The sequence below is a fragment of the Proteus sp. MB838 genome (genome assembly GCF_054767435.1).
Genome location: NZ_BAABMO010000011.1, coordinates 39,119 through 53,835 on the forward strand (window position 1 = coordinate 39,119; position 14,717 = coordinate 53,835).

The following is a 14,717-nucleotide window of genomic DNA, read 5'->3' on the forward strand; positions in this document are numbered from 1 at the left end:
TGTAAATGTTAAGAGCCAAGTTCATTATGAGCTTGGCTCTTTTTTCATTATGATGGATTAAACAACATAGGAATTTAATTTGATACGATATTATTTTTCCATTGAGAGTACTCTTAAGATAAAAACCTCTCGCGTCACAGTTCATATCCAACGGAGAGGATTTATTATAGTTATAGAGTATGGTTAAACTACACTAATATGCCTTTTCCTGAAATTGTATCTGTCCAAGCTACGGCTATCATTTGTTTAGCCTCATCACTTATATTATCGAAAAATCCGGATGCGCCTGCCTTCATAGGAAATGTACTCATGGCCTGAATTTGAATAGCGAGTGCATTGCTTGATAAAGCCGTATATTCGCGCTGATCAGAGTGATCTTTATCAGTCATTGCGATAACGATTTTTGCCTGATTACCATTGAAATAATCAGTAAAAGTAGTTGAGCCAATGCGCTCAAATGTGGCTTGTTCCCCTGTATTTTGTGGGAAGCGAATATGTGAGATCTTTAAATCATAGCCACTGCGTTCAAACCATAATTTATTCCAATCAATATCTCCAAGTACAATATTATCTTCTTGGCTAATATCGTCTATATAACAATCAATCACATTATTATTAATCAGGAAGCTATCGATACCGTTTCCACCTTTGAAGTGGTTCTGATATCCACCTAATATGATAATATCATTACCTGTATTACCATTAAGAAGGCTAAATTTCGAGAATGAAGCTGCAATTAGTTGATCATTTCCATCGCCTCCATCAACTACGGCGTGATAACCCATTAGTTGAATTTCGTCATCACCGCCCCCTCCATTCAACCTATTGTAGTTACCAAAAATTTTGGCAAAATCATTGCCTTCTTCTAAGGATATTTGGTTGTGGTTACCAATTGTGACAACAAAATCTTGTTCACTACCACTGAAAATGCGATTGTAGTTACCGGTAGTGACAGCATAGTCATTACCTGCATTAGTGTGAATTTCACCGCCTTCCCCAAAGACAAATGCTTTATCGAGTCCGTCACCTAAATAGACATTATTGATCCGACCGGCGATAATAGCAGTGTCATCTCCATCGCCTCCAAACATCATGTTTGAGCGCCCCATCAAGACGCCGAGATCATTTCCGTAACCCCCAGTAAAAATATTTGAGATCCCCGTTGCATAGAAAGTATCTGAACCACGCCCACCCCAAAAATTATTATTATCTCCTAGGTAAGCGCCGAGATCATTACCATCTCCCCCCCAGTTGAAATTATAGTTGCCAAGAGAGACATGTATGTCACCATCGCCTTTTAAATGACCACTATTACGCAAGAAATCGAGCGTTTTCTTCTCCATGTTCAGTACATCAGCTGCTAAATTTTCTTTGAGGTTTTCTGCGAGATCACGCATATCTGTTTGTTTATCTTTATTAAAGATTGTGGCAAATAGATTGGGGATATTTAGCGAATTGAAGCCGAAAGGGCGATCATTTTCCTCTGTGATCTTGCTATTTTCAGTTTGACTCGTTGTTATTGGTGTTTGGGCATTAATTGAAACTTCAGATTCATTTTGTTGATCTTCTGTCGCTTTTTCTTTTAAACCATGGCTTTCAGCAAATGAAATAATACCATCCTTGCCCAGATTAATAGATGATTGGAGGTTATCTAATAATTTAGTCGGATCAGTAAATGCGGACAGTTTTTCACCTCCAAACTCAGTCACTACAGCGAGCATATCTTTCAAAATAGCGACAACATCAATGGGCTCACCATTACGAGAGATTATTTTTCCATCTGTGGTAGAGTTTACTCCAAAAATATCCCCCAGAGTCGTGTCTGAACTCACGCTGGCTAACCGACCTAGCAATTTATTTTTTAACTTAGTTGGTAAGTTTTGGGGGGTATAAGTAAAGGTGGTTTCCACCATACCAGTTGCTGTAAATTGCTGCGTCATTAAGCCAAATAATGAGCCAAGATTAGTGTCTATAATAGACTGGATATTATCACCAAACATCAAGTTCCAATTCCCGGCAGTAACTTGAATATCAGCACCTTGACCACCAATGGCGAAATTAAAAGCGATTTTACTATCTAGTTGACGAAGTTGCTCAGCTCGGCTGATTTTTCCCATCTCGTTGTTATTGCCACTACCACCTAACCACTGGTTATATTTTTTGTTTAGTGTGGCTTCTAGATCACTCTTTAATCCACGGCTACTACGCTTATTCTGTGAATTCAGATCAGTCAGTGTTTTATAGTCAACATTGCTCGTTTGGTCTATTCCTGACATATCTATGGCAAATTTTTTAGCGCCAGCGAGTGTCCACTGATCGTTTTGTACCGACAACCAATCATTATCATTATTTTCACCTGAGCATGCGATTGACTCTAGAACTTTGGTGATTCTAGCAGCACCATCAAAAGGGTTGATCAGTGGAGGGGTTGGAATTGATTTTTCTAACATCACAATAAGATCATTACTACGCCCCAGATTAAAGCTGACGTTACGTGTACCAACAAATAATTGCATACCTTCGAAAGCTTGATAGCCAGCAATATCAACACTATGTTTACTATCACCATTACCAACGTGTACCATCACATTGTTATCACCGAAAACCAGTGATTTAAATCCGCCAGTACCTACTTTGATCCCAAGATTAGAGGTTCCCCAATTAACCGTTGTAAACTCGCCGTCACCCACACTGACTTGGATATTGCCAGAATAGCTTAGTGATGAATTATCACTTCCTGATGAGCTTTGTTTGGTTGATTTTTTACCTTTTTTGGGGGCGGTAAAGACTTCATTATTATCTGCAATTGCGCCACGTACTTTGTTGTCAGCTGAAGCACCTATTTTAGTCAAATCAATATCACCTTCAGCAACACCATTATGTATTTGCTCAAATTCAGTCGTGATTTTGCCTTCTTTATTCCAATTTAACACTACCTTGTTTTGGTTTTGTTTGGCTACCCACTCTCCGTTGTTATCTTTGGTGTATTTGTGACCATTGCTATCAACGGCGACCTCTGTTACTCGAGCAGAAACGCTACTACGAATGCCTTGTTGATCTAATGCATTGATAAACTGGTGGGCAAATCCTGCCTGCTTGTCATTACTTATTAATGAACAACCGACAATACTGATATGTTCAGGAGTTGTATTGATATTATTTTCTTTGCTGAATACGGTATTGAATTTAACCAATTGATTGGAAAGCTCATCAGCATTGTGGTTGCTAAGGCGTAAATGATTATTTTCGGTTGTTTCACGACCATGGCCAACAAGCTGCCAACGTATTTTACCTGAAAGTTGTGCTGGGTCGCCATAAGCTACGCGGTAATGACCATCGGCATCCAATTGTACCACGATACTATTTTTGGCATGTTTAGCGGCAAGTGCCGAAGCTGCTTGAGCGACTATCGGATCATCCTCTGTTTGGATAATAATCTGGCTATCAAAACGACTATCACCCCCATTATCATTGGGTTTTACATATACCATCCCCCAATCAGTCACCTTATTCTTTTTTATCGGGTTTTGTATCGAATCTAACGCATTTCTGTGATTGGTGTTATTTACATACTCTGGGGATAGTAAACTTGATATTATTTGTTTACCGTATTGATTCATCAACTTAAGGCTCTCTAAATGAGAAACATCGGTTCTTTCTCCTTTAACTAGATATCCTTTATCAAGTAATTTAGTGCGCATTTTTTCACCACCAATGCCCAGCTCGCCACAGTCAGTGAGCAATATAATGGGGATATCTTTTGAGAAACCCTGTAGATTTTTTTCTACGGAGAATTGGCCATTGATTTTTTTTGCGAGTTGTCCAGTCAATTTCTTAAGGCTATATTCATCATAAGATTCAATTGCTTTTGACATACTTGGCATTGGTCTATCTAAGAATAGCCCAGCTATATGCTGACCGTTAGCTGAAATATCGCTGGCTAATTTAGCCGCAATTGGTGCCCCCATGGAATAACCATGAATAATAATATTTTTAGGATCGATACCTTTATCATTAACGAGATAACGGAACATGGTTTGTGCATCAGCATACATTCCTTGCTCTGTTGGCGAGCCATCGCTTTCGCCAAACCCTCTCATGTTAATCGCTAACATATCGATGCCTTGTTGGTTATAATAATGATAAAAACTAGAGGATTGTTTTTCGGTAGGGGAATTTGAACCATGTAAAAATAGTACTACTTTCTTATCGGTAGCTTCTGGAATATTGTCGTTTCCTCTGTAATATGATCCTGTAAGACGGCCTGCATCCCCTTTTAATGTTATTTTTTCTTCATTTTTTATTCTCATCACCGTTGTCATGTCTCTACGACGTTCATAGCTGCCGAAAAAATGATCATTAAAAAAACGTGTTAATGGGCTAAGATTTTTTCTCTCGTTTGGTGATGTACCGTCATTATCAATAGCCACTTTATTGTGGTCTGATAATGCTTGTAAATTAGAATGTATAGGTTTGCCTTGTTGTACCGCAATTTGGGCTAAGCGTGCTTCCTGTATCTTTTGAGAAAATTTATACAACTCATTTGGTGTCCATATGCCAAATCGAGGTTTCCAATGATGACCAATCAGTTGATCTGCTCCGCCTGCTTTTAATATTCTAGCAACAATACTAGAACAGTTCTTGGTTAATAATTGGTAACGAGGATCAGACTGGCTATTAATGCGCTTCCACTCTTTTTGCATGGCGGCGGCATCAAGTCCCTCTAGATTAATGCGAAACACCACGCCATCATTTGTATCATCAGCGACACTTGTTTTGAAATTTTCTGTTTTTCGGTCTTCAATTTCTTTAATTTTCTTGATTTCCAATGCAAAGGTTTGGTTAATCATCGCTGTTGGAAAGGCGACTTTTAGCCAGTTTTTCACTGCGATTGAAAAGTTTGTTGATACTTCAAGTAGATTACTATTTGGGCTTTTCCACTGTTTAATAAAGGGGTGTGAAATTTCAGGTGGGATAAGTGTTTCTGGTATCCAATGAGGAGCATTCAACAGTAAGCCTGCGATTTCAGGTGTAATATTTTCGAGACCTCGGGTAAGATTCGTTTTATCTCTAAATTCTTTTAACTGTCTGTCATTTTCCCCTTCATCTTTATTTAATTTGAAATTCGTCTTTTCCTCTTCTTGAATATCAATTTGTAAAGTCATGAAATTTGTTGAGCGACTCACTGGTTGGCTTAAATCATACCAGCGTAATTTTAAATCAGGATTTTTTTCTGTTGTAATATTCAGTGGGTTTGCGAGCGATTTGCTCCCGGCAGGCCACCAACTGACATAATTATTATCATGGTTATCCTGCACACTATCGCTATCTAATTGTAAGCGCCCAGAACCTATTTGTAGCGCAGCATGTCCCAAGCGACTATGTTTGCTGGGCTTCCAGATATATAGTGTAGAACTGATTGGTGAAACTTGTTGTTCAATTGCTTGGTGAATTTTTTTCAATCCTGACAGGTCAATACCATGGCCATTTTGGGCAAATTCATTTTCTGTAAATTGATTAAATACCTGATTGGTAATTTCACTGCCATACTCTTTTTCGACCAATCTTTTAATGCTTGTGATTGCATTTTTACCACTGATAAGTTTGTCTTGGTTTTGTAAATTATTTTTCCCTTTTGTAACAAAGTTGCCGTTTTCATCAAGATAAATATGTTTGTTGATTTTTAAGTTAGCATTTGAAAAAATCTCATATAAATAACTAAAAGTATTATTTGAATCAACTTGCTGGCTATTACTTAATAAGATAGAAGCATGTTTATAACGTATATCAACTTGGTCGCGTAATTGTTGCAATGCTTCGTTACGTTTTGAATCAGGGTGTTTAAGCAGATAACTATTAATTTGTATACGTAATGTGGATAGTTGCTGAAATATATCTATTGGTGTGTTGTTTGTATTTGTACTTTGTAATTCATAATCTCTAAGCGATTGAATGATCGCTTTATAATTTTCACCGCGTGCTTTTCCTGTCACCTCTGCAGCGGAGGTTAATTCATCAGCAGTCATTAGATTCGAATAGGCAACAGGTTGCCAATTTTCACCGACTTTTTCTGATAATATTCGTGAATGGTTTTTATCGAGTGACACGATTGTATTATCTAAGAAATAAAGTTGCTCAGGGATAGAGTCAAAATCACGATAATGAGTGAGTATAAAATTACTCATTATTTTTTGTTGTTCTTGATTATCTCCATTTTTTATATAAATAAATTTTTCATTCGTTTCATCTGATGCTTGTGTCAGTAGAAAACCCGTTTCCTGTTCACTAAAAACAATATTGAGCTTTTGTTCAGCAGAAATAAGAGGGGAGGTGTTTTCTAGCTCTTGACGGATATTTTCAGAACCTGACAACGCGTGTAAGTTAGGTGGAATCATTCTACTTTGTTGTCGTGCCATTTGCGCTTCTTGTAACTCTTGAGCAAATGCGAACATTTGATTTGGTGTCCAAATATTATATTTAGGTTGCCAGTTATAGCCAATCAGTTCATCTGCGCCACCCGCTTTTAAAATTTTCGCTACGATACTCGAACAATTTTGGGTTAATAAATGATAACGACCATTAGGTGAATTTTTAATTCGTTGCCATTCAGCTTGCATAGCAGCAACGTCTAACCCCTCTAAATTAATACGGAATACTCGTCCTTCATCAGGTAAGCTGGTTTTAAATCTGTCAATACTTTTTTGTTTTTGCTCAGCAAATTCGTTTTCTACTAAAGCAATTCGTTTTTTCGTTAACGTTGGATCCTTACCTTCTTGTATCCAAGTCTTCATCGCTTTTAATAATTGAATAGATATATCTTCTTGTTGTGTTTTTATATTATCCCATTATTCAATAAAAGGCTGTGCAACAGAAAGTGGGATTTTTCTTTTTGATAGTAACGTGGGCTCTGTCAATAGTATCATGGCACCATTTATAGTTATGGTATTTCCACTAAATTTACCTTGTACAGCTTCTAGAAAATTTGTGGCGATGTTGTTGAGTTTTTTCTGAGTTATTACCCATTCATCAATAAAAGGCTGTCCAATTGTTCGCGGTATTTTTGAATTTTCTATATAATTTGGGATCGTCAATATATTTTTTGCGTCTGCAAGAGATAAATCATCTGCAGTGGTGACCGTTTCACCTTTCGCAATATTCATGAGTCGGTCATATCTGTTTAGTTCTTTATATTTGTAATTTAAACCAAAGCCATCATTTTCTTCTGCTGCAACATCCGATGCTAACGACTCTTTTGGTTGTGAGGGGACTCCCATCACATCAAAATATGACTTCGCCTTGTTAGGCCACCAACTGATGTAGTTTTCTTTATGATTATTTTGTGCGTCTTCTGTGTTTAACAGTAAGCGACCTTGACCTATTTGTAGTGTGGCGTGTCCCAAATTACTATGATTGCTTGGTTTCCAGATATATAAGGTTGCACTATGAGGAGATAGTTCCCGCTCAATAGCTCTGTGAATTTTTTTTAACCCTGAAACATCAATACCCTCGCCGTTTTCAGCGAATTCATTATTTGCAAATTGACTGAAGACTTTATTGGCAATCGGTGCGCCATATTCTTTTTCTACGGCATTTTTTACTCGCTCAATCACTTCTTTTCCGCTGGTTAGTCTATTTTTCCCTTGCAGATTGTTTTTTCCTTCAGTGACAAAGTGTCCGTTAATATCAATATAAATGTGTTTACTTCTTTTTAAATTGGCATTTGAAAGTGAATCGTATAAGCGACTAAAGCTGCTATCAGCGTTGATGGTGTGACTATCTTGTATTAAAGCTGATGCGTGTTTATAACGTGTATTGACTTGAGTTTGTAACTGTTTCAATCCATCATTGCGTTCAGAGTCGGGGTGTCCTAATAGGTAACCATCAATTTGGTTTCGCAACTGAGCTAGCACTCTCAATTTCTCTATTGGTAAGCAGTTTGTATTCGATTCTTTTTCATGGTATTCCGAGAGAGTTGTAATGATTGATTTATAACTTTCGCCTTGTATTTTGCCTTTAACACTTGCAACTTTATGTAGTTCATCAACTGACATGACTTTTGAATCAGTTAGCATTTGCCATTTATGTTCTACGTATTCTGCAAGTATCCTATCTTTGTTGTTATGACTTGATTTAATTTTGTCATTTTCTAAATGAAGTTCATTAGGCATTGCTTCAAAATTTGAATAATTAGCTAAAATAAAGTGTTCTATTATTTTTTGCTGAGTGGGATCATTGATGTTATCCAAATAAATATTTTTTTGGATACGACCACTATTTTTTTCCAAAATAAAAGTAAAGTAAGTATTTCTATTCTTAATTTTTACATTGAATTTTTGTTTTAGCGTTTCAAAAATGGGGCTTTCGCCTAATCCAGAAAGATTGACCGCGATAGCTCCTATTTTGTGATATTGAAGATTGCCTGAACGAAGAGAAGGTTGTTGATAGGTTGCTACGTCATCTCCATTAAGGTCTGATGTAAAAGAGGGAAGAACGTTTGCCGATTTTTGTCGGATCCCAGCATTAATGCTTAAACGATTAATGGCTTGCTGAGCATCATCAAGTAATTCCTGATTAAATGTTGTCAGTTTATTATTGAAACGACCATCATTTTTTTTAGTTGATATTGGTTTGATATAACTGGATGGATTATCATCAGCCCCCTCTACATAGGCCGCTTCTCCGGATAAACCGCTACCATGCGCCCTGTGACGATTAGGTTTATCACTTTCTTTCAGTTGAACAGATTTAGCTTCTTTTTGTGCTTTATCCGATATGCTAGTCGCTGTTTTTTGCTCCGTATCTCCTCGTGATCTCGCATCTTCCACCATGGTTGATGCTTTTTTCTCTGCCATTTGAGCACTATTTTTTTTATCTATCGCGTCTGAGTATCTTTTATCTGCATCATTTTTTGCTTTGGAAGTATCGAGTTGCACTTCTTGACAATGTTCTTCACTTTGAATAACGCCATATTCCGATTTTTTTATCGATTTTTTCACCTTTGTAAGGTTTGCAACATACTGAGTTTTAATATTATTAACAGGCACTGAAACAATTTTTTTAGTATTAATTAAGCTCTTCTGTACATCCTTTAAAATTCCTTCCGCGAATGGCTCACTCCATGGTTGATCTGAGGGGGGCATCTTGTGAATATTCGCTGAGTACTTCCAGTGTTTGACCAACTGTGGTCAAATTGTGTGTTACTGAATTAGCTTCTTCAAGAATGGCATCGCGTTCTCTATGGCCGTTTTTCTCCAGTGCAAGGTGATCGGTCGATTCAAGTTCAGTCTGTGTGGTAGAGATGTGGTCTAATAGGCGTTGTTTTTCATCAGTTAGTTTTTGACGATTGGCATCTGCCTTCTTTTTGTCAGCGAGGGCATTTTTTGTCGCATCAGAATCTGAGATATGCTTGTTTATATTTGCTACAGCTGATTTAGCGACAATATTTCTTAGTCTGTAATTATTTCCTTGCAAGCCATCAGAGCCTGGAATGGTAAAAATAAGACGATTATTTTCTGCATTTGCGGTTAATTTAATTTGTTGTTGTTGCCATGCTATTGACTTATCATCACTTGATGAAGTGAAGACAACCTCACCATTCCAGATAACACTTAATTTATTCTCTGTTGGCGTATTATCTTGTCGTTCATACTCAAAACTTAATTCAATCACCTCATTTTGCATTAAACCACTAATATCTTGATATATAGCGATATTTGGTTCATATTCTTCCTTGTATTCTGCTATAAGTCCACCATCCCAATAATCTTTATTATTAGTATTAGTTGGTGTATCAATAGAGGCTCTATGTCCATATTGGCTAATTGCTGTAATTTTATCCTGAGTATATGCAATATTCCAACCTTCTGTTACAGGTTTAAATCCATGTTTAAAGTCACCATTTATGATCAAATTCGGACTGTTATTGGTTAAGTTGGATTCATCTGTATTAACATCACTTAAACTAGGGGTTTCTACCTCTGTGATATGACCTTTTAAATTTATATCAATGTTACTCTTCACTTCGTCGATTTTGTTCATTTTGAAACCGTCGATTGAAGATTTTTCAATTAAATGAATAGCGCCTTTGCCTTTGCGGGAGCCGGAAGTGGTTACATCATCACCTTGTACTAAATAGTTAATAGCCTGACTCCCGACCACACCAAGTACACTCTGTTTTATATTGCCGAAGAAAGTAGCGAGTTTATTACTTTGAGTATTACTAGAAGCAACCGATAAGCTGTAGATATCACCATTGCCAATTTTAACGATGACATTGTTTTTTGCGTAAGAGGCGTTAATACCTAAACCGTTACCAACATGGATATTTGCATTAGCGGTACCTTTCATGACCGAAACATTTAAGCCGTCACCCACTTTGGTACTTACGTTATATTTCCCCCAAGCAACGTTTACAGATACACCATTCCCCACTTTAGTATTGATATTTGCGTTGCCGTATGTAACGGTAACACCTAGGCCATCACCTACGGTTGTTGTAATATTTGCTTGGCCTTTTGCTATGGTGACTTGCGTGCCATTACCTACTTTTGTCGAAATATTGGCTTTACCCCAAACTATGCCATAGTTGTCACCTTTTCCGAGCATAGTGACAATATTTGCATGACCTTTTGCTAAGGCGACCTGACGACCATCACCAATTTGTGTTACAACATTCCCATTGCCCCATGCACCAGTATAATTATTTCCACTACCTACGTGTGTAATAATATTGATATTACCTTTAACAACAGAGGTTTCTTGTCCATTACCTACTTTGGTAATGATGTTGGCATTTCCTTTGGCGAAGTTATATCGTTCACCATCGCCGATATGAGTGAAAATATTAGCTTTACCCCATGCCGCATTAATGCCTAAACCATAGCCTACTTTTGTGATGATATTGGCGTTGCCTTTGGCAAAACCAATCGTGGTGCTATTACCAATATGGGTCATAATATTTCCCACCTTTGAAATCAGCAGACCTACGGTGAGCCCATCACCCACTTTTGTTAAAATATTCGCTTTTCCGCCGAGGATCGCAGCGGTTATTCCATCACCTACATGAGTAACGATATTTCCTTTTGCACCAGCAATGATTCCCGCAATGCCATCACCCACTTTTGTTATGATATTGGCTTGGCCTAATGCAAGTATGCCAGTTATCCCATCACCGATATGGGTCATAATATTGGCTTTGCCAAACATCGCTGATAATGTGGTTCCATTACCCACTTTGGTCATGATATTTGCTTTACCAGAAAACAGCCCAATACCAATGCCATCACCGACATGGGTATAAATATTAGCCACACCTAGCATTAATCCCAACGTTAATCCATTGCCAACTTTGGTAAGGACATTACCTTTACCCACCATTGCAGCAAAGGTTTCTTCATGCCCAATGTGAGTAAAAATATTAGCACTGCCAATCATTGCAGCTAATGTCATGCCATCGCCCACTTTTGTGGCTATATTGCCTATCGCTAACATTAGAGCAACCGACATTCCATCACCCACATGAGTGAACACATTCCCTTTGGCGATCATTAGTGCCAAAGTATTCCCATTGCCTATTTTGGTATAGACGTTGCCTAAACCTCCCATTAGTGCCCAAGCTTCACCATTACCTATATGGGTGAATATATTGCCACCACCGAGCATGGCACCCATACTGGTTCCATTACCGACTTTAGTGAAAATATTCCCCACAGCGCCCATTATACCTAGGGTTTGCCCATCGCCAACATGTGTTAGTACATTACCAATACCTAGCATAATGCCTGAAAGATCACCATTACCTACTTTAGTTAAGATATTGGCACCTCCAAGCATAACGCCATGTATGTTACCGTTTCCGATATGTGTTAGGACATTGCCACCTCCCCCCCATTATGGCTAAAATATCACCTTGACCTTTTTTTGTTAAAATATTTAATCCACCTAGGGTGATAGTGTAAGTGTTTGATTTTATTTTGTTATTGCTGATATGTGTAATGATATTAGCACCACCTAACATGATGCTACTTAGGTCGCCTTCACCCATTTTAGTCAGGACATTTCCACCGCCGCCGAGTAAAGATGTAATAGTACCAGCACCGACTTGTGTCATGACATTAAGTCCGCCTAATGCTCGCCATAAAGCCTTATCACGCTGATGACTATCAATCTGGGTATGGGTATTTAATCCTCCTAACATTGTGATATGACTATCACCTTGTCCTTTGTGAATAGAAACATTCCCTAATGCCGTAAGATGTGCTTTATATTCACCGTCACCAATTCGGATTAATACATTCGTGGCACCAGTAGCATTAATGTTCATTCTTCCTTCTTTACTTTGATGTAGTAAGACATTTGCTAATCCTCCTCCATCAAATGTTAGGTCTCCTCTTTGACCTTTTTTTACAATGATGTTGGCTGCGCCTCCACCAGTAAAGTTGGTATTACCATAATTAGAGTTATGTTTTATTACATTTGCTATGCCACCACCTGTAAAATTGATATCACCTTGTGTAACATCAGATTTAATGACATTACCAGCGCCACCACCTGTGAAATTGATATCACCAGAGCATTCAGCAGAATTATCGTCTTTAAAAAGTTCTTGTGCTACGCCCAACTTGATTGTTTCTAGAGACTTTCTTTGGATTTGTTCTGTATTAATATGTTGAAATACTTTTAAATTAGATAATTGATAGTGGCTATCAGCATTTATTTTTGTGAAACGTGGTGATTCGATAATTTCTTGTTTTTCTAATGTATTCCAACAATTATTGACCACACTAAGATTATAGGTATCCTCAAAATTTTTTTTATCAAAACGTATGTTCCTAATGTCCCCACTATCAGGCGTTATACGCCAAAGTTCGGAATCGTATTGAAGTTTTCCCGTTTCAGGATCATTGTAAATTTTGACTTTATTAAAGGTATAATCTCGACGACCATAGTCTGATATGAATAAATTGGTATCCCCTGGGCCCGGTGTTTTAAACAAATAAGTATTTGGTTCTCGCAATGATTTAATCGCTTTTACTTCAACAGGTTTACCGGATTCGAAATTTTGCTTATTATCACTTGTTAGAAAATTAATACTTTTATCTAAGTCTAGATTTAACATATAAGCACTTGTTAGAAAAATATTTTCAGCTTTCGTATATTCAACTAATAAATCATTATGAGGATGAACTTGAGTTGTACGAATGATCTCATTGTAAGCCCCAGCTCCATAAAATGTGATATTGCCTTGTGCTATATTGGAATAGATATGATTATAACCTCCCCCCCCGAAAAATAGATATTGCCACTTGTTTCTTTATAGGTATCAGTATTTCGGCTGATACGTGTAAGCCTATCATTGGCTCCTGCTCCATACATAAAGATATCGCCTGATTTACCTTCGCGTATTAAGACGTTTTCTAAGCCACCTCCGGTAAATTTAATATCACCTGTTTCAACGCGAGAGAAGATTCCGTTGCCTCCGCCTAATCCTTCAAAATTAATATTTCCTTTTGAATTTTGATAGCTATTAAACCAAGTACGAACCAATTTATTATAGCCTCCCCCCCCCTTTAAACGTCATATTGCCAGTATTGGTTTCATGCCAAATTTGATTGTAACCGCCAGCACCTTGGTAGTTGATATTACTAATTGCGCCTTTACGGGTGATGATATTTGCAATAGCAGCTCCTGAATAATTGATATTTCCATATTCATATCCAGTATGATTAATCTTAATCGCGGCAGAAGCACCAACATATTTCAGATCGCCATGACCGGACTTTTCAATTTCTCCCCATGCATTTAATCCTCTGACATCTAAATCACCGTTCTCATCAATAATCTTAAGATAAGCACTTCCCCCTCTGACAAAATCGTGCCCGTCTCCGGTGTAAGCGGTAACTGCAAATGTTCCGACTGTGATTGTATCGTGTCCCTTTCCTGCATAAATGATCCCTCCAAAACCTATGGCATCAATATCGTCATTTCCATCTGTACCATAACGTTTTCCTGTAAAAGTAAACTCTAAATCTTTTAAAATTTTTGACATCATTTTCCCTCAAACTTATTTTTAATAAAAAGTACAGTAATTTTTAAATACAGTAGTTCTAGCATCTCTATATACCCTTCTAGCGTCTGACTTGACTGAATTGTCTTTTTAAGACAAAAAATCTGAAGAGAGAAGATTATTGTAAATAATCGTTTCCTCTCTTTAATTAGTTGTATTTATTTCAGTTATTAATAAACAGGGTAAGAGTTAATTTATGATGAATAAGTTCTTCTATAAAATTATTCTTCTATTATTTGTTTTTTTTATTAAATGAAGGGCAGTAAAATTTTCAGTCATATTAGTTTCATTTTGAAGAATAGGAAGTAGATCTGCTGCAATTAGCTTTTCAAACTCTTTGTTTATGCATGGATTTTCCAGCATGCTTTTAATTATTGAAGCCATATAAATAAAACCAGAAGCAGGAATGTGGATCACTTACTTTAGGGCTAATTCTTCATCTTTTTCTGGCATGATACCTTGTGCTATTTTATGAGGATCTTGACCGACAAAATAGAGTGAAAATATACTATTATTATAATTAATGCTTGATATTTCTTGGACAAATTTTTCGTTAATTGCCATAAAGACTTTCTCCATATAATTAATCATTTTAATGAATAAATCGATAATTTTCTTTTTTTAAATGTAAAGGTTGAACGTAATTGCTAAG

The 14,717-nt window shown here is 37.1% G+C and carries 4 protein-coding genes and 1 pseudogene; all 5 read right to left on the minus strand.

From position 1 onward, the window contains the following. Positions 1 to 188: 188 nt before the first annotated feature. Positions 189 to 13,264: pseudogene (rtxA, locus tag ACYUCW_RS06880) on the minus strand (MARTX multifunctional-autoprocessing repeats-in-toxin holotoxin RtxA). Further along, complete coding sequence (locus ACYUCW_RS06885; RefSeq protein WP_460408309.1) at positions 13,249 to 13,545, minus strand: hypothetical protein; 297 nt, start codon at positions 13,543 to 13,545, stop codon at positions 13,249 to 13,251. Before ACYUCW_RS06885 ends, rtxA begins: the two are co-directional and overlap by 16 nt. 4 nt (positions 13,546 to 13,549) lie before the next feature. Next, a complete protein-coding gene (locus tag ACYUCW_RS06890; protein WP_226894320.1) occupies positions 13,550 to 14,050 on the minus strand; it encodes a hypothetical protein in 501 nt (166 codons plus the stop codon). Between the two features lie 228 nt (positions 14,051 to 14,278). Then, positions 14,279 to 14,449, minus strand: coding sequence for a hypothetical protein (locus tag ACYUCW_RS06895; RefSeq protein ID WP_017827182.1), 171 nt, complete (start codon positions 14,447 to 14,449; stop codon positions 14,279 to 14,281). A gap of 33 nt (positions 14,450 to 14,482) precedes the next feature. Next, complete coding sequence (locus tag ACYUCW_RS06900) at positions 14,483 to 14,629, minus strand: hypothetical protein (RefSeq protein ID WP_004248541.1); 147 nt, start codon at positions 14,627 to 14,629, stop codon at positions 14,483 to 14,485. Positions 14,630 to 14,717 lie beyond the last annotated feature (88 nt).

What these genes read in the sequence shown, in the direction of transcription:
- ACYUCW_RS06890 (WP_226894320.1), bottom strand. Translation starts at nt 14,050, where the DNA reads ATGATGTCAAAAATTTTAAAAGATTTAGAGTTTACTTTTACAGGAAAA.
- ACYUCW_RS06895 (WP_017827182.1), bottom strand. Translation starts at nt 14,449, where the DNA reads ATGGCTTCAATAATTAAAAGCATGCTGGAAAATCCATGCATAAACAAA.
- ACYUCW_RS06900 (WP_004248541.1), bottom strand. Translation starts at nt 14,629, where the DNA reads ATGGCAATTAACGAAAAATTTGTCCAAGAAATATCAAGCATTAATTAT.